Source organism: Faecalibacterium sp. AM43-5AT, from assembly GCF_003603345.1.
GTDB classification, from domain to species: domain Bacteria; phylum Bacillota; class Clostridia; order Oscillospirales; family Ruminococcaceae; genus Faecalibacterium; species Faecalibacterium taiwanense.
The window spans coordinates 30,346-47,098 of sequence record NZ_QVGZ01000004.1 but is presented as its reverse complement, the minus strand read 5'-3'; the positions used below and the strand labels follow the sequence as shown (position 1 = coordinate 47,098).

The 16,753-nt window shown below is 58.6% G+C and carries 12 protein-coding genes; 5 read left to right on the top strand and 7 right to left on the bottom strand.

Annotated elements, in window-relative coordinates; translation table 11 throughout:
• Positions 1-194: 194 nt before the first annotated feature.
• The gene (locus DW937_RS06695) at positions 195-1,340 is read right to left on the bottom strand and encodes a glycoside hydrolase family 88 protein (RefSeq protein WP_120020398.1); all 1,146 of its coding nucleotides are present in this window, start codon (positions 1,338-1,340) and stop codon (positions 195-197) included.
• A 4-nt stretch (positions 1,341-1,344) separates the two neighbouring features.
• The gene (locus DW937_RS06690) at positions 1,345-2,901 is read right to left on the bottom strand and encodes a glycoside hydrolase family 28 protein (protein WP_044953799.1); all 1,557 of its coding nucleotides are present in this window, start codon (positions 2,899-2,901) and stop codon (positions 1,345-1,347) included.
• Positions 2,902-2,984: 83 nt separating this feature from the next.
• On the opposite strand from DW937_RS06690, the gene DW937_RS06685 reads away from it, so the two are divergent.
• Positions 2,985-3,803 (top strand): AraC family transcriptional regulator, encoded by an 819-nt coding sequence (locus DW937_RS06685; protein ID WP_120120493.1) that lies wholly within the window; start codon positions 2,985-2,987, stop codon positions 3,801-3,803.
• Between the two features lie 84 nt (positions 3,804-3,887).
• On the opposite strand, the gene DW937_RS06680 is transcribed toward DW937_RS06685, so the two are convergent.
• From DW937_RS06680 to DW937_RS06660, 5 genes are all read right to left on the bottom strand, one after another.
• Positions 3,888-4,745: a carbohydrate ABC transporter permease gene (locus DW937_RS06680; RefSeq protein WP_005942942.1), complete on the bottom strand. Its 858-nt coding sequence runs from the start codon at positions 4,743-4,745 to the stop codon at positions 3,888-3,890.
• A 10-nt stretch (positions 4,746-4,755) separates the two neighbouring features.
• Positions 4,756-5,685 carry a sugar ABC transporter permease gene (locus DW937_RS06675; protein ID WP_097777234.1) on the bottom strand — a complete coding sequence of 310 codons (930 nt, stop codon included), beginning with the start codon at positions 5,683-5,685 and terminating at the stop codon, positions 4,756-4,758.
• Between the two features lie 205 nt (positions 5,686-5,890).
• Positions 5,891-7,282, bottom strand: a complete 1,392-nt coding sequence (locus DW937_RS06670) for an ABC transporter substrate-binding protein (protein ID WP_120120492.1) — start codon at positions 7,280-7,282, stop codon at positions 5,891-5,893.
• Between the two features lie 600 nt (positions 7,283-7,882).
• The gene (locus DW937_RS06665; RefSeq protein WP_120020397.1) at positions 7,883-8,500 is read right to left on the bottom strand and encodes a thymidine kinase; all 618 of its coding nucleotides are present in this window, start codon (positions 8,498-8,500) and stop codon (positions 7,883-7,885) included.
• Between the two features lie 297 nt (positions 8,501-8,797).
• A complete protein-coding gene (locus DW937_RS06660; protein ID WP_097777237.1) occupies positions 8,798-9,439 on the bottom strand; it encodes a redox-sensing transcriptional repressor Rex in 642 nt (213 codons plus the stop codon).
• A gap of 261 nt (positions 9,440-9,700) precedes the next feature.
• Between DW937_RS06660 and DW937_RS06655 the strand changes: the two genes are divergently transcribed.
• The 4 genes from DW937_RS06655 (at position 9,701) to DW937_RS06640 (ending at position 16,574) form a co-directional block, all read left to right on the top strand.
• On the top strand, positions 9,701-10,381 hold the full coding sequence (locus DW937_RS06655; RefSeq protein ID WP_120020396.1) for an ATP-dependent Clp protease proteolytic subunit: 681 nt from the start codon (positions 9,701-9,703) through the stop codon (positions 10,379-10,381).
• A 102-nt stretch (positions 10,382-10,483) separates the two neighbouring features.
• A complete protein-coding gene (locus DW937_RS06650) occupies positions 10,484-13,372 on the top strand; it encodes a DNA translocase FtsK (RefSeq protein WP_120120491.1) in 2,889 nt (962 codons plus the stop codon).
• Positions 13,373-13,386: 14 nt separating this feature from the next.
• A complete protein-coding gene (locus DW937_RS06645) occupies positions 13,387-15,453 on the top strand; it encodes a YgiQ family radical SAM protein (protein WP_097777240.1) in 2,067 nt (688 codons plus the stop codon).
• Positions 15,426-16,574: an MBL fold metallo-hydrolase gene (locus DW937_RS06640; protein WP_120120490.1), complete on the top strand. Its 1,149-nt coding sequence runs from the start codon at positions 15,426-15,428 to the stop codon at positions 16,572-16,574. The genes DW937_RS06645 and DW937_RS06640 overlap by 28 nt, the downstream gene beginning before the upstream one ends.
• Positions 16,575-16,753 lie beyond the last annotated feature (179 nt).

Genomic DNA, 16,753 nt, shown 5'->3' with positions numbered 1-16,753 from the left:
CTTCCCCGAAAGGGGCTGCCTATCTCATTTTTTTTTGAGATTTGCCTTTGAGTTTTCAGCATTCTGCCCGTTTTGTACGGTGAATGCGGCTGCTTTCAACATTTTAAAGGGACGCTGTTTTGCAACAGCCACGCGGGCGATGGAATGGCCCGACTCGTGTCCGGCAAGAAAGCTGCCCGCCTACGATATGCAGTTTACTTGCGTGCGATCATTTCGGTGTAAGCCAGCACCAGCGGGCCGACACCCTTGGCATCGTTGCAGACCACCGGCTCGCTGAAGTAATAGGCCAGAGAGCCGTCGCGGTGATCCTTGCCGCCAAGACCCGCCACCAGGCAGATGCCGTCCAGCTGCAGACTGCCATCCGGGTTCTTGGAGAGGTACTTGTCGCAGGTGCCGTAGAAGGCCTTTTCGGCCCATGCGGCCATGCGTTTGGGCAGGTAGCCCAGACGCACGCCTTTGAGCACCGCGTAGGCAAACAGAGCGGTGCCGCTGGTCTCGAGGTAGTTGCCCTCCACGCCGGGGTGATCCATCACCTGCCAGAACATGCCGGTCTCCTCGTCCTGGAATTTGTGCACATCCTCAATGGTCTGCTTGAGCATTGCCATGATGCCGCGGTACTCGTTGTACAGCTGCTCGTCCATCCGCTCCAGCACGTCCACCATAGCTACCATGAACCAGCCCATGGCACGCAGCCAGAAGTTGGGGCTGCAGCCGGTGACGGGGTCGGCCCAGTACATCTGGCGGCTCTCATCGTAGCCGTGGTAGTACAGGCCGGTCTTTTCGTCCCGCATGTGCTTTTTGATATTCATGAACTGTTTGTAGCTGTCGATGCAGCCCTGCATCTTGTTAAAGCGGGTCTCGTACTCCATGTAGAAGGGCTGGGCCATGTAGGTGCCGTCCAGCCACACCTGCCACGGGTAGATGTCCTTGTGCCAGAAATTCCCCTCTTTGGTGCGGGGCTGGGTGGCCAGCTGGCTGCGGATGGTCTCGATGGCCTTGCGGTACTTTTCATCCCCAAAGATATCGTACAGGGTGAACAGGTTCTTGCCCTGATTCACGTTATCCAGATTGTACTCCTTAGGGTCGTAGGTCTTGATGGAGCCATCCTCCTGAACAAAGGAATCAATGAAGCTCTTGGAGAAGTTCAGATACTTCTCGTCGCCGGTGGTCTTGTACAGGCTCAGGCAGGCCGTGATCATGCAGCCGTCGATGTAGTTCCACTTGTTGGGCTTGCCGCTGCGCACCTTCTCGATGTTCCACATGGGTGCTTCGGCGCTGGAATTGGCAATCAGGTAGTCCACGTAATCGCCCAGCATGGTAAGAATTTCTTCATGGGTCATGGGTTTAGTCCTCCTCAAAATGGCCGACATTTGCAAAGTGCAGGCGTTCGCCCTCGTAGCCTTCGATCTTCACGTTGTGCAGGTCGATCTCCTTGACATTCTCGGCGTAGATGGCCAGCTTCTTCACCAGAGGGCGGTTATCTGCCATAGCGGCCTGACCGGCCTCGGCATTGGGGTCAAAGGTGATAGTGACGTTCTTCATGGAAACGCGCTCAATGGGCTGCTCCGGCAGGCCGTCGAAGTAGCATCCCGCGAACTGAGCGTCGGTGGCGACGATGTCCTCCATGGTCAGGCTGCCCAGCTTCGGGGTGTATTCGTCCACGGGCATGGCATCGCGGCACTGCACATAGGGGCCGTGGCCGTCCGGGTCGCAGAAGTAGAACATGTTGATGACGAAGGGTGCCTTGACACCCCGCATCTCCACATTGCGGAACACCAGCCCGTCGATGACGGCGGTGTTGCCGCGGCCACGGCGGGTCTTGACGCGCAGGCCGCGGTCGGTGTGGTCCATCAGGCACTGGGTGACCACCATATCCTTCACACCGCCGCTCATCTCGCTGCCAATGACGATGCCACCATGGCCTTTGTCCAACAGGCAGTTGCGGATAACGGTGTGCTCACAGCTCTTTTTCAGCTTCATGCCAAGGAATACCTTGCTGGCCTTCATGGCAATGCAGTCGTCGCCCACATGGATGTTCACGCCGATGATGCGGATATACTCGCAGCTTTCGGGGTCGATGCCGTCGGTGTTGGGGGCATTGTAAGGATTGTTGATGTTGAAGTTCAGCAGGTCAAGGTGCTTGACAAAGATGGGGTGGATCGTCCACGAATAGCTGTTCTGCACCGTGATGCCGTGCAGGCAGATGTTCTCGCTGTCCACAGCAGCCACAGCGCGGGGCCGCCATGCGATGCGCTTGATCTTGGGCGTTACCCACCAGTCGCCGTTCTCGGCATCGCAGTCCAGCGTGCCCTCGCCGGTCACAACGACATCGTGCACCTGCGTGATGTTCAACAGACCCGCAAAGCTGTCCAGCGGGTTGCCCTCCCAGCCGGTCAGGTAGTATTCATCCACCTCGTTCTCGCTGGGGATCACGCCGGGCAGGATGGGGTAGTGGGTGCGGTCGTTGTCGCCCAGCAGCACAGCGCCCTTTTCAAGATAGAGGGTGGTGTTGCTTTTCAGGAACAGGCTGCAGGTGCGGTAGCGGCCTGCGGGCACGTACACTGTGCCGCCCTTGGGGCAGGTGGAAAGAGCCGCCTGCAGCTTGAGAGTGTTGTCCGTGGTGCCGTCGGCCACCAGACCGTAGCGGGAAGCATCCACAAAGAAGGTCTCGGCCTCTGTGGTAAAGGTGCAGGTCAGGCTTTCGCCCTCGGCCTGCACACCCACCGTGTACTCAGTGCCGGGCAGCAGGGAGAACAGAGAGAACACGTTGGTCTGGCAGGCTTCGTAGACGGTCTTGCCGTTCAGGGTAACGGTGAACGGGTGGGCCGGACGATAGCACAGGCCGTTTTCCAGCTCGAAAACAGCGCTGCGCGTCATGGAACGGATAAGCGACAGATTCATGAGAGAACCTCCTGATGGTTTTGTCTTGCCCGCAGGGTGCAGGCGTGGTATGATGGGGAAAATACAAAAATGAGGAATTTTTTATGAAACCGGAACGGGAAAAAATCACCGGCAAAGTGGCCGCAGCCACCCTGCGCCTGAATATTGGCCGCTACGAGCTGCCGTCGGATGAGGACACCTGCTATCTGCTGCTGGTGTCGGAGGGCAGCGTCACGCTGGAATACGAGAGCGGGAATGTGCTGGTAAACCCCGGCAGCGCCGTGCTGCTTGGCCCCGGCGGCTGCAGCTTTGCACAGACCGGCAGCGCCGTGCCGCAGATCGTGGGGTGCCACTTTCCGCTGGGGATGCTGCATGATTTGAAAAACACAGCCGGGCGGGATTTCGGCCGCCTGTTTGCGCCCGGGGAGCGCACAGTGCTGTATGCACCGGTGCAGTGGCAGAGCCGCATCCGTACCCTGCTGGAAATGATGGCCAGCGCCAGCACCGAGCAGGATTACCCCGGCCCGCTGTACCTGCTGCTGATCCTGCACTATGTGGAGCAGGAGTGCATTGCCGAGAGCAGCGCCGTGGCGCGTCCCCACAACGAAACGGTGGAGCGGATCTGCGCCTACCTTGCGGCCAATTACCGGCAGAAGTTTTCCCTCACCGAGGTAGCGGCGCAGTTTTATCTTTCGCCCTACTACCTGAGCCGTTTGTTCCGGCGGGTAACGGGCCAGTCCATCGTGGATTATATCAACAACCGCCGCATCGAAGCGGCCCAGAAGCTGCTGGAAACGACTGAGCTTTCCATCAGTGCGGTGGCCGAACAGACCGGCTTTGCCAGCGCCGCCCATTTCCGCCGGGTGTTCCGCGATGTGATGGGTACCGGCCCACTGCAGTACCGCAAAGGACATAAGAAATAAGAAACACCCCCTGCACCATCTACGGGAACGGCACAGGGGGTGTTTGTTTGTATCAGATGATCTTACGCTGTGCGGGGAAAGGGCTTAGCCCTTGACGGCACCGGCAGAGATACCTTCAACGAACTGGTCCTGTGCACAGAAGAAGACAATCAGCTGCGGCAGGATGGAGATGAGGGACAGAGCAAGGATCTTGTTCCATGCGAAACCGGTATCACCGTCCATGGACAGCTTGACGAACAGGGACATCGGGTACTTACCGGGAGTGCTGACGTAAAGCAGCGGACCCATGAAGTCGTTGCAGCTCCACATGAACTGGAACAGTGCGCAGGACACCAGAGCGGGGCCAAGCATGGGCACGATGACCTTGTACAGGGTCTGGAAGGAGGAGCAGCCGTCGATGGCAGCGGCTTCGTCCAGATCACGGGGGACATTGCGCATGAACTGCACCAGCTGGTAGACGAAGTAGGTCTCGGTCGCAAATGCGCAGTGCACCCAGATAGCCAGATAGAAGGGGCTGTCCAGCCAGCCGAACTTGTTGTACAGCAGGTACTGCGGCACGTTCAGAACGACCTGCGGCAGGAACAGGGTGGCCAGCATGATGTTGAACATCAACTTACGGCCGGGGAAATCGAAGCGGCCAAAGCCGTAGGCAGCCACACAGGCGGAGACCACCGTGCAGATCACCTTGGGGATGACGTAGCTGTAGGTGTTCAGCATGGCCTGCAGGATGTTGATGGAACCGCCGAAGTTGTTCAGTGCGCCGCGGTAGCCATCCAGAGTGGGGTGCTTGATCCACAGGCTGATGCCTGCAAAGATCTCGCTGTTGTCCTTAAAGGTAGCGCTGATCATCCACAGCAGGGGATAGATCATGATAACGCCGACCAGGATCAGGACGAAATACTTGAAGAAGGTTGCAATTTTGTTCGATGCTTTCATTCCCATACTGGTCACCTTACCTTTCGTCAGAGTAGTAGACCCACTTCTTCTGGCTGGTGAATGCAATGATCGTCAGGATGCAGACGATGATGAACATGATCCATGCCAGAGCGGATGCCATACCCATGTCATAGGACTTGAATGCGTAGTTGTAGACCAGCAGAGAGATCAGCGTGGTGGAACCACGGGGGCCGCCGTTGGTGATGATGTAGGGGCCATTGAACTCCTGGAAAGCCTGGCAGATCTGAGTGACCAGATTGTAGAAGATGATGGGGGTGATCATCGGAACGGTGATGGAGAAGAACTGACGCCACTTGCCGGCACCATCAATGGTAGCGGCTTCGTACAGGTCTGCAGGCACACCCTTCAGAGCGGCCAGGAACAGCACCATGGCGGAACCAAACTGCCAGATGCGCAGGAAGCAGATAATCCACAGCGCGTAGCTGGGGTCAGACAACCACTCGGGGCCCTGCACCAGACCAAAGGTGACAGCGCGCAGCACGGTGTTGAGCAGGCCATCCACGCTGAACACAGCCTTCCACAGAACGGCGATTGCAACAGAGCCGCCCAGAATGGAGGGAATGTAGTACACCGTGCGGAACAGGTTGACGCATGCAATCTTGAAGTTCAGGATGTATGCGATGAACAGCGCAAAGACCAGCTTCAGAGGCACGGTAATGAAAGCGTACTTGAAGGTGATGAGCAGCGCCTTGGTGATCTTGGTGGTGGTAAAGGCCGTGATGTAGTTGGCCAGACCAACGAACTGGGTGCCGCTCTTGAAGAAGTTCATATCGGTGAAGCTGTAGTACAGCGACTGACCAAAGGGAACTGCCTTAAAGACGACGAAGCCGATGATCCAGGGAATCAGATAAAACAGACCCTGATATTTGTCCAGCCACTTCTGGAACGGGGTGCGCCCGACGGCGGGAGCATTGCTTTCTTTCATCTGGGAAATCCTCCTTTTTAAGGAATTTCGGAGCATGAGACGGACGAAGGGGTAACAGACTGGATACAGCTTTGTCAAGAATTTGTAACATATCCCTGACAAAAAAAGGGCATCTGCCGTATGGGCGGCAGGTGCCCCTCCGTTTTAGCCAAAGGGTGCCCTTTATATGTACGTCACCGCACACAGCGGCACTCTGAAGAAAAACTTAGCCGATGGTGTAACCAACAGACTCCATGCCGTCCAGCAGGGTGTCAACAACGTCTGCACCGGAAACGCCGTCGTAGTCAACGGTGTCGAACACTTCCTGATAGATGCCGGTGCCGGAAGCCTTCAGGTCGTTGTTCTCGAACAGGGGATCCAGCTTGTTGGTGGTGAAGGCCATGACCTTGGCGTTTGCCTCAGCAACCAGATCCTTGACAGCGCCGGCAGCCTGAGCAGCAGCCAGACCAGCCTTGGAAGCGGGGATGCCGCACTCGGAACCCATGATGGAAGCGCCCTTCTCCTCGTTCAGCAGGAAGTTGATCAGGGTAGCAGCCTCAGCAACGCACTGGCTGGTCTTGGTGATAGCCAGACCCATGGAGACCTTGGAGAAGCCGCCGTTGTTGTCGCCGAACTTGATCTCTTCGCCAACGGTGAAGCCGTCCTTGTTGGCATCATCCAGAGCGGAGGAGTACTTGGAAGCAGCGGAATCCCACTCGAAGATACCTGCGATCTTACCGGTGATCCACTCGTTGGACTGGTGGGTAGCGGTATCGGAGTTAGCGGAGTAGTAGGTCTTCAGGTTCATCATGACGTGGCCATCCACCAGGCTCTTGATGAAGTCGATGCCCTCAGCGATCTCGTCCTCGGTGTAGTTCAGGGTAGAGGTGACGGGATCAGCCCAGTCCTTGCCGTACTTGGACTCGAGGTAGAACACCATCAGGATCATACGGTCGTATGCGCCCAGATGCATGGGGTAGTAATCGTCGCCCAGCTTCTCCTGGAATGCCTTGCCGGCAGCCATCAGATCATCCAGAGACTTGGGAACTTCGGTGATGCCAGCCTTGTTGAAGGTGGTCATGTTCCAGAAGAAGATACGGCCGGTCATGGAGACAGGCACGCACTGCTGAGCGTTTGCAACGTAGCAGGCATCCAGAGCAGCGTCATCCCACTGGGTCAGATCCAGAAACTTGGAAACGGTGTTCAGATCCACGAACTTGCTGCCATCAGCAGAGTAGTTGTACAGCCAGTTCCAGTTCACCTGGCACACATCCTGTGCGTTGCCAGCGATGAAGGCAGCTGCCATCTTCTCTTCCCAGCCGGACCATGCGGCGAAGGTGGGCTCAATGGTGATGTTGGTGTGCTCAGCCTGGAACTCCTTGATGGCGTTCTGGTAAGCCTCGTGACGGCTGTCGCCGCCCCACCAGCTGATGGTCATGGATACAGGGCCGTCAGACAGTGCCAGGCTCTCGTCTGCAGAAGCAGCGGGAGCGGAAGAAGCAGTGGAAGCAGCAGAGCTGGATGCAGCAGAGTTGCCGCCGCAGGCAGCCAGAAGGCCGGCAGCGCCCACAGCGCCGGTGACCTTCATAAAATCACGACGAGAAATTGCCATGCTCATTTTTGTTCTCCTCCTAAATACAGAAAACATCATCTCGAACGGGGGTTCTGCACATACCCCGTTGTATACAATTATGATAACAAAACAACAACCAAAAAGAAAGACGCAAATTGCAGATATCTAAACAAAAAACGTACAAATATTGCTCTTGTTTTCACGCGAGAATTGATGCCTTTGCTGAAATGAATAAACTTGGCTCGAAAAACTGTGCAACATGTATATTTCGCCATTTTGCATAGAAAACTGGGATGTATCATAGGGGGAACGTCGAATTTTGCAATAATTTTGTAAACATTCGGTTTTGGAATATGGAACTGTTGCATACATTGTGGCAGAGCAACACATTAAAATGGCCCGGATGCGGGCTTGCAAACTGATATATCAATAGTGCAAAAAATGTGCACTCTGATATATCAATCGCGTGAAGCAGGCATCCGGCACCGGTCTGCAGGCGTTGAAATCGGTGCTTCTTCGCCCTTTTGGGGGGTGAAGAAGCATCGACAGCGACATATTTTGCGCTGCTGCGTGGACAGCGCCTGTGGGCCGGGGAAAAAAAGAAAGACTGCCGTGTCGTTGAACACAACAGTCTTGTATACAAGCTTATTCGACCTGCGAAGCAGCTTTTTCGGCGTAGAACGCGCGTTTTGCCTTGAAGTAGCACTGGGGGCACATGCTCACGTACTGCACATCGTTTTCCAAATCGATGGCCACCTGCTCGCCCTCAAAGACGAACCTGCCGTTCACCCTGCGGCAGTTGCAGATGGCCTTGCGGCCGCAGGTGCAGATAGTCTTCATCTCCTCGATGGTGTGGGCCAGCTCCAGCAGGCGGGTGGAGCCGGGAAAGCCTTTGAGTGAAAAATCTGCCCGCAGGCCGTAGCAGATCACCGGAATGTTCAGGTCCACAGTTACCATGAACAGCTGCTCTGCCTGCTGCGCAGTGAAAAACTGGCTCTCGTCGCACAGCACGCAGGCCAGCGGCGCACCGTCAGCGTTGGCCGTGCGCACGGCCTCGAATACATCCGTCTCCGGCGGGATCAACAGATCAGCCTTGCGGCGCACGCCCAGACGGCTCACCAGCTCACCGCCGCCCTTGGTGTCCACCTGTGGCTTGAGGATCAGCACCCGCATCCCCTGTTCTTCGTAGTTGTGGGCTACCTGCATCAGGGCGGTGCTTTTGCCGCTGTTCATTGCGCCGTAGCGGAAATACAGTTTTGCCATTTGAAAAATTCTCCTTACAGCAGAAAAGACTGCTGCACCTGTTTTTATTTTAGCGTCCTCACCCTCTCAGCTTCGCATTGCTCAGCAGCTTATTCTCCCTTTTGGCTTCGCCATTTTCCCCCGACCGGGGGAAATCTATCAAGGGGAAAGCCCTTGGCAAAACTGGAAACCTGACCATACTGCCAAAGCCTCTCACTCTGGGAGAGGTGGCATTGCGTTAGCAATGACGGAGAGGGCGAGCCCGCTGCTCTTGTGCAGCAGTCTTTATTTCTTTTTATTTACTATAGATAGGTATCTTCAGTCCTGATTGCGCAGGCGGTAGCCAAGGCTCATCAGGCTGTCGCCCAGATGGACATTCTCCACCACCACATCGGGATACGGCACAGAGAGGTCATAGTGGGAGAAGTTCCAGAAGCCCTCGATGCCCAGATCTACCAGACGGCCGCTGACCTGTTCCGCACCATCGCGGGGCACACAGAGCACTGCGACCTTGGGGTGATGCTCGGCACAGAAAGACTCCAGCTCGTCGATATGGCGGATCTGGATGCCGCTGATCTCCTTGCCTACCTCGCTCTGTGCCACATCAAAGGCGGCGATCAGGCGGTAGCCGTTGGTATCGGTGGTGATAAAGCGGCTCACTGCCTTGCCCAGACGGCCGCAGCCGATCAGGATGGTGGGCAGGCGGTCACCGTTGCCGAACAGCAGGCCTTCCAGAATGGAGAGCAGGTTTTCCACCGAGTAGCCGATGCCCTGCCGGCCATTCACATCGCCGATGCAGTTGAAGTCCTGCCGTACCTGCGAAGCGGTGGTGCCCATCTGAGCAGCCAGCTCGCGGGAAGAAATGCTGTTGATGCCGTCCACCTGCAGAGAGCGCAGATAGCGGTAATATTTGGGAAGACGCTTGATAACGGGAAGTGAAGCCTTTGCAGGGGTGTTCATAGAATACTTTCTCCTTTCGCTCTATCGCAGTACTTGCCGCAGCTGCCTGCTTTACAGATGCGGCGCAGAGAAACCCCGATCCGTTTACGGGTTCATATTGCAGATATTACAATCAATTATTTAAAGTATACTGCACCGATGGAGAATGTCAAATCATTCTCAAAAAAATTTTATGAAATGTTACCGCTTTTTTGCTGCAGCGGGTCTGCATAGCCCGGCACAGGCTGGGGAATGCTGACAGAAAACGCAGGAGGAAAGCATATGAACGATGAAACGCAGCTGACCGACGAGCGTCGGCTGGAAAAGGAAGAGATCGAAGATCTGGGCACGGTCACGCTGGCCCGCGGGGAGCATGTGATCCACTGCCTGACCGTCATCGGCCAGATCGAAGGCCATTCGGAAGCGCCGCAGGGCCAGAAGACCACGAAGTATGAGCATGTCATCCCGCAGCTGGTGGCCGCGCAGGAGGATCCTCGCATCGAAGGCCTGCTGGTGTTGCTGAACACGGTAGGCGGGGATGTGGAAGCAGGCCTTGCGCTGGCGGAGCTGATCGCCAGCGTGTCCAAACCCAGTGCAACGCTTGTGCTGGGCGGCGGGCACTCCATCGGCATCCCGCTGGCCGTCAGCGCCCGGCGCAGCTTCATCGTGCCCACAGCCACCATGACCGTGCACCCGGTGCGGCATTCCGGTGTCATTCTGGGGGTGCCGCAGACCATGCGCAGCTTTGAGCAGATGCAGCAGCGCATCACCGGCTTCGTAGCGGCCCACAGCGGCATGACCGAAAAACGCTACACCGACCTGATGCTCCACACCGGCGAGCTGGTGATGGACATGGGCACCGTGCTGGATGGACGCCGGGCCGTGAAGGAAAAGCTCATCGACGAGCTGGGCGGGCTTTCGGATGCGCTGGCGTGGCTGTATAAAGAGATCGAACGCAAATGAAGGCCGATTTTGTACAACAATAGGTTTGCCATTTTCTTCCCTGCGTGGTACAATAATAAAATCAAATAGTGTGTCTACTACAAACGCGGGGAACAAAGAAACATGGCAACAAAAAAACGTAAAACGACAACACGGCGCGCAGCATCGCGCAAAAAGCGGGCCGAGCAGCGGCTTCCGGCGGGGCTTGGCACCCTGTTTGCAGGCCTTTTGCTGGTGGTGCTGGCCTTTGTGGAGGGAGATTCGGCATGGAAGGCCCTGCACGATGTGCTGTTCGGACTTTTTGGCTGCGGCAGCTTTGTGCTGGGCGCGGCAGTGTGCTGCCTTGCTGTGCAGTATACCCGGGGCGAAGACCTTCTGCCCAAGATCTTCAAGCTGGTTCTTGGGCTGGTGTTTGCCTGCGGCACGGTGATCGTTTTTTCCGATATCCAGCCGCAGGGCATGTCGGCATTTCAGATGACGGCTGCCTGCTACGCAAACGGCGTGAATGCATGGATCGGCGGCGGTGCGTTGGGCGCACTGCTGGGCGGCAGCCTGCTGCTGCTGTGCGGACGGCCCGCGGCAACCCTGATCATGATCGTGCTGGCACTGTGTGTCAGCCTGTACATTTTTGATCTGACCCCGGCAGAGGTGTGGCAATGGCTGTGCGCTGCGTTTGGCGGCGTGCACGCAAAGGGTGCGGCCATGGCGCAGCAGAGCGCAGCCCGCCGCGCTGAACGTGCCGCTGCCCGCGCGGCAGAAGCCGAGGCTGAGGAAGACTACGACGAAGCAGAAGATGAATACCGGGATGAGGAAGATGCCGAAGAGGAGATGGAAACTCCGGCTTTCCGCATCGGTGTGCCGGACTGGCTGAACGGCATCCGCCACTGGGGCCACAAGGTGACCGAAGAGATGGAGGCGGAGGAGCCGGAGGCCGCCCCGCAGCCGGAGCCTGCCGCCCCGGCCATCACGCCGGTGCAGGTACGGGTATCCCGGCCCCGGGCTTCCTTTGACGTAGACCTTGGCCCCGACCACACTGAGGTGAAGGAGGGCGGCAGCGAACCCATCGAGCCGCTCATCGTGGGCCCGGGCGGCACCTTTGGGCAGAACCCGCTGCGCCCGGCCCCCAGACCTGCCCCGCAGCCCATCGTACAGGACGCAGTGGAGACCGATGCATCCGATTTCTTTGCAAAGGCTGCACAGCCGGTGCAGCCTGCGGCAGCGGAAAGCTTTGATACTCCGGTCATGACCCCGGCAATGCCGACGGCCCAGCCGGAAAGCCCGGCAGCGGCTGTCACGCCGGAGATGCCCGCCGTGCCCATCCAGCCTGCAGTCCCGGCGGCACCCGCCCGGGTGAGCGCCGAAAACGCCGTTGCCATGCGCGGCACACCCGACGAGGACGGCTGGATCAGCATTACCAGCGAACCGGTGGAGGAAAAGGATATCAGCACGCTGGTGGCAGCGGCAATGGAAAAGCCTGCCGCTTCCGAGCAGGCCGCGGCAGCGGCCCCTGTGGACGAGACCGACCCGGTGGATACCTATCAGTACCAGTATCCGCCCATTGAGCTGTTTGAAAAATCGCGGGACGAGACCGACCCCGGCGCGCAGGAAGAGCTGAAAGCCAACGCCCAGAAGCTGGTGGATACGCTGGAAAGCTTTGGCGTGCGCACCCGTGTGCTGGATATCTCCCGGGGCCCTTCCGTCACCCGGTACGAGGTGCAGCCCATGGCGGGTGTCAAGATCAGCCGCATCACCTCGCTGGCAGACGATATCGCTCTGAACCTTGCCGTGGCAGATGTGCGTATGGAAGCGCCCATCCCCGGCAAGCCTGCCGTGGGCATTGAGGTGCCCAACCACAAAAAGACCCCGGTGTATATCCGCAGCGTGTTCGAGAGCCAGAGCTTTTTGCGCATGACTTCGCCCTTGGGCATTGCGCTTGGCAAGGACATTGCCGGTGTGGCACAGGTGGCAGACCTGTGCAAGATGCCCCATCTGCTCATTGCAGGCAGCACCGGCAGCGGTAAATCCGTGTGCGTGAACAGCATCATCATGAGCCTGCTGTTTCGCTCCAGCCCGGAGGACGTGAAACTGCTGCTGATCGACCCCAAGGTGGTGGAGCTGGCCGAGTACAACGGCATTCCCCACCTGCTGATGCCGGTGGTCACCGAGCCGAAAAAGGCCGCAGGTGCCCTTGGCAGTGCCGTGCAGGAGATGGAGCGCCGCTACCGCCTGTTTGCGGAGAACAATGTGCGCGACATCAAGTCCTTCAACAAGCTGGCCGCAGAACGGCCGGATCTGGAAAAAATGCCCTACATCGCCATTATCATCGACGAGTTGGCCGATCTGATGATGGTGGTGGGCAAGGATGTGGAGGACTCCATCTGCCGCATCGCCCAGAAGGCCCGCGCCGCCGGTATGCACCTGATCGTAGCCACCCAGCGCCCCAGCGTGGACGTGATCACCGGCCTGATCAAGGCCAACATCCCCAGCCGCATCGCATTTGCAGTGTCCAGTCAGGTGGACAGCCGCACTATTCTGGACGGCTCCGGTGCCGAAAAGCTGCTGGGCATGGGTGATATGCTGTTCATGCCCGTGGGTGCGCCCAAGCCTACCCGTATTCAGGGCACTTTCGTGCGGGATGAGGAGATCAGCCGTGTGCTGGACTTCATCAAGCAGAGCGGCACCGTGCAGTATGACGAAGCCATGATCGAAGCCATGGAAAAGCACGCCATTCAGGATGGCAAGAAGGGCAGCGGCGGCGCGGACTCCGACGAGGATCCCGATACCGACCCGATGTTCAAGCAGGCCGTGGAGGTGGTCATCGATGCCGGTCAGGCCTCCACCAGCCTGCTGCAGCGCCGCTGCAAGCTGGGCTACGCCCGCGCGGCCCGTATCATGGACGAGATGGAACAAAAAGGCATCATCGGACCCTACGAGGGCGCCAAGCCCCGCGCTGTGCTTATCAGCCGCCAGCAGTGGCTGGAAATGCAGATGAACCAACCGGATGAAACATAAAGATAAGGAGCATTATGGACAACTCTTCCCCAAAGATCTACACCGAATTTCTTCCCATCAGCCGGGCCGATATGGAGGCCCGCGGGTGGGAGCAGCTGGACTTTGTGGTGGTGGGCGGCGATGCCTATGTGGACCACCCCAGCTTTGGCACTGCCATCATCAGCCGTCTGCTGGAAGCCGAGGGCTATAAGATCGGCGTGCTGGCCCAGCCACGCTACACCGACTGCGAGGACTTCAAGCGGTTCGGCAAGCCGAAGTACGGCTTCTTCATCGGCGGCGGCAACGTGGACAGCATGGTCAGCCACTATTCCGTGGCAAAGATCCCCCGCGCCGAGGACGAATACTCCCCCGGCGGCAAGGGCGGCGCACGCCCGGACCGCAGCGCCACCGTGTACACCCGCCTTGCCAAGCAGGCCTATCCCGACCTGCCGGTGATCTTAGGCGGTCTGGAAGCTTCTCTGCGCCGCTTTGCCCACTATGACTACTGGCTGGACACCGTGCTGCCCAGCATCGCCGAGGATTCCGGCGCGGACATCATCAGCTTTGGCATGGGCGAGCACCAGACTGTGGAGATCGCCCGCCGCCTTGCCGCCGGGGAGCCGGTGGAGAGCATCACGGACGTGGACGGCACCTGTTACATGACCGACTTCGACCATCTGCCCGAGCGCTACGTGGAGTGCGCAGGCTTTAAAAAGGTGGCGTCGGATAAGACGGCGTATGCCAAGGCCTGCCGCATCCAGATGGACAATCAGGATGTGGTCAGCGGCCAGATCATCGTGCAGAAGCAGAGCGAAAAGTATCTGGTGCAGAACATCCCCGCAAAGCCGCTGGTGCGCGGGGAGCTGGACAAGGTCTACGCTCTGCCCTACACCCGCCGTTACCACCCCATCTACGAGAGCATGGGCGGAGTGCCCGCCATCCGGGAGGTGCAGTTCTCCATCATCCAGAACCGCGGCTGCTTTGGCGGGTGCAACTTCTGCGCCATCCAGCTGCATCAGGGGCGGCGTGTCACCAGCCGCAGCGCGGACAGCATCGTGGCAGAAGCCGAGCGCATGACCCACGAGCCGGATTTCAAGGGCTACATCCACGATGTGGGCGGCCCCACCGCAAACTTCCGCTTTCCCTCCTGCCGGGAGCAGATGCTGCGGGGCATGTGCACCGGCGGCAAGCACTGTCTTGCCCCCACCACCTGCTCCCACATGATCGTGGACCACAGCGACTACCTGAAGATCCTGCGCCGGGTGCGGGAGCTGCCGGGCGTGAAAAAGGTGTTCATCCGCAGCGGCATCCGGTTCGACTACCTGATGGCCGACCCGGACGACACCTTCTTCAAGGAACTGGTAGAGTACCATGTGTCCGGTCAGCTGAAGGTGGCTCCGGAGCACTGTGCCCCCAACACGCTGGCCTACATGGGCAAGCCGCCCATCGAGACCTTCAACAAGTTCAAGGATAAATTCTATGAGCTGAGCAAAAAGGCCGGCAAAAAGCAGTATCTGGTGCCCTATCTGATGTCCAGTCACCCGGGCAGCACCCTCAAGGATGCGGTCTATCTGGCAGAATATCTTTATAAAAACCACATGCGCCCGGAACAGGTGCAGGATTTTTACCCCACCCCCGGCACTGTGAGCACCTGCATGTTCTACACCGGCCTTGACCCCTACACCCTGAAGCCGGTGTTCGTGGAAAAAACCCCCGAGGGCAAGGCGCTGCAGCGGGCGCTGCTGCAATACTATGAGCCTCGCAACGCCGAGAAGGTAGTCAAGGCGCTGAAGATGACCCACCGGGAGGACCTGATCCCCCTGCTGGTGCCCGCCGCAGGCCGCCGCGCCGTGCAGCGCTCTGCCCGCCGGGCCGAAGCCGCCGATGTGACGATCCACAATGACGGCACCTATACGGTGCGCCCGAACCAGAAGGGCCATAACGGCAAGCCTGCCCACGGCCAGAGCCGTGCCGCTGCACCGACAGGCCGTGCGCCCAGCCCCGGCGCACGCTTTGCGCCCCATTCGGCACCTGCGCGCAAGCCAAAAAACGATCAACAGAAAGAGAACACAACGTGGAAAACTGGAAAGAAGAAAAAGTAAACGCGCCTAAGAAAGGCCTGTGGCAGCGCCTTGCTGCGCTGGCCGCTGCCGCCGCACTGGTGCTGAGCCTTGCGGGCTGCAGCGGGCTGCCGTCCGTCCCGGGCGGAAGCGCCGATGTAGTGCCGAACCCGTCCGCTTCTGCTGCGGCGGCTGTGGATACGGTGGACGCACCGCTGGAGGTGCATTTCATCGATGTGGGTCAGGCGCTGAGTGTGCTGGTGGAATGCGACGGACAGTTCATGCTCTACGACGGCGGCAATGTGGACGACGGCAGCCTCATCGTCTCTTACCTGCAGAGTCAGGGGGTGGAACAGCTGGAATATGTGTTCTGCTCCCATGCGCACGAGGATCATGTAGGCGGCTTGGCTGCCGCACTGGCCTACTTCCCGGCGTACCATGTGTACAGCCCGGTGGCCGATGCCTCCACCAAGTGCTTTCAGGATTTTGTCAAGTACACCCAACAGCAGGGCCTGCAGGTAGAGGTGCCCGCCGTGGGCACGATGTGGCCGCTGGGCGGCGCTACCGTGACCATGCTTGGCCCGGTGGCACAGTACAGCGATACCAACGATACCTCCCTCGTGCTGCGCATCGACTACGGCTCCACCAGCTTTCTGCTGACCGGCGACATGGAAAAGACTGCGGAGACCGACCTTGTGAACAGCGGCGCGAACCTCAGGGCCGAGGTGCTGCAGGTGGGCCACCACGGTTCCAGCACCTCCACCAGCTACCTCTTCCTGAATGCGGTGCTGCCGGAAATGGGCATCATCTCCTGCGGTGTGAACAACAAGTACGGCCACCCCCACGAGGAAACGCTGAGCATCCTGCGGGATGCCGGGGTGGATGTATACCGCACCGACCTGCAGGGCACCATCACCATTGGCAGTGACGGCCAGAACTACACCGTGGGCACCGAGCACTTTGCGGCAGATCCCGCGCTGAACCCCACCGACCCGGCGGCATCCAGCACAGCCCAGCAGGCGTACATCGGCAATGTGAACAGCAAAAAGTTCCATCTGCCTACCTGCCCGAACCTGCCGGCAGAGAAGAACCAGATCCTCTTCTCCAGCTATCAGGAAGCCGTGGAAGCAGGCTATACGCCCTGTTCCAGCTGCATCAAATAAAGAACGAACTCCCCCAGTCTGCTTCACAGACAGCCCCCTCTGGGATGGGGCCTTTGGCAAAACCGAAAAGCTTACCTTTTCGACAGAGGCTCCCTCCTTGAGGGAGCTGGCACGGCGTGAGCTGTGACTGAGGGAGTTTTCTTTTATCCGCCGCCCTGCGGGATTGATAAAATCCAACA

Bases quoted from the DNA above. Each gene is read 5' to 3' on its own strand.
- DW937_RS06695 (WP_120020398.1), bottom strand. From the start codon at position 1,340: ATGACCCATGAAGAAATTCTTACCATGCTGGGCGATTACGTGGACTAC.
- DW937_RS06685 (WP_120120493.1), top strand. From the start codon at position 2,985: ATGAAACCGGAACGGGAAAAAATCACCGGCAAAGTGGCCGCAGCCACC.
- DW937_RS06655 (WP_120020396.1), top strand. From the start codon at position 9,701: ATGAACGATGAAACGCAGCTGACCGACGAGCGTCGGCTGGAAAAGGAA.
- DW937_RS06650 (WP_120120491.1), top strand. From the start codon at position 10,484: ATGGCAACAAAAAAACGTAAAACGACAACACGGCGCGCAGCATCGCGC.
- DW937_RS06670 (WP_120120492.1), bottom strand. From the start codon at position 7,282: ATGAGCATGGCAATTTCTCGTCGTGATTTTATGAAGGTCACCGGCGCT.
- DW937_RS06680 (WP_005942942.1), bottom strand. From the start codon at position 4,745: ATGGGAATGAAAGCATCGAACAAAATTGCAACCTTCTTCAAGTATTTC.
- DW937_RS06675 (WP_097777234.1), bottom strand. From the start codon at position 5,685: ATGAAAGAAAGCAATGCTCCCGCCGTCGGGCGCACCCCGTTCCAGAAG.
- DW937_RS06660 (WP_097777237.1), bottom strand. From the start codon at position 9,439: ATGAACACCCCTGCAAAGGCTTCACTTCCCGTTATCAAGCGTCTTCCC.
- DW937_RS06645 (WP_097777240.1), top strand. From the start codon at position 13,387: ATGGACAACTCTTCCCCAAAGATCTACACCGAATTTCTTCCCATCAGC.
- DW937_RS06665 (WP_120020397.1), bottom strand. From the start codon at position 8,500: ATGGCAAAACTGTATTTCCGCTACGGCGCAATGAACAGCGGCAAAAGC.
- DW937_RS06690 (WP_044953799.1), bottom strand. From the start codon at position 2,901: ATGAATCTGTCGCTTATCCGTTCCATGACGCGCAGCGCTGTTTTCGAG.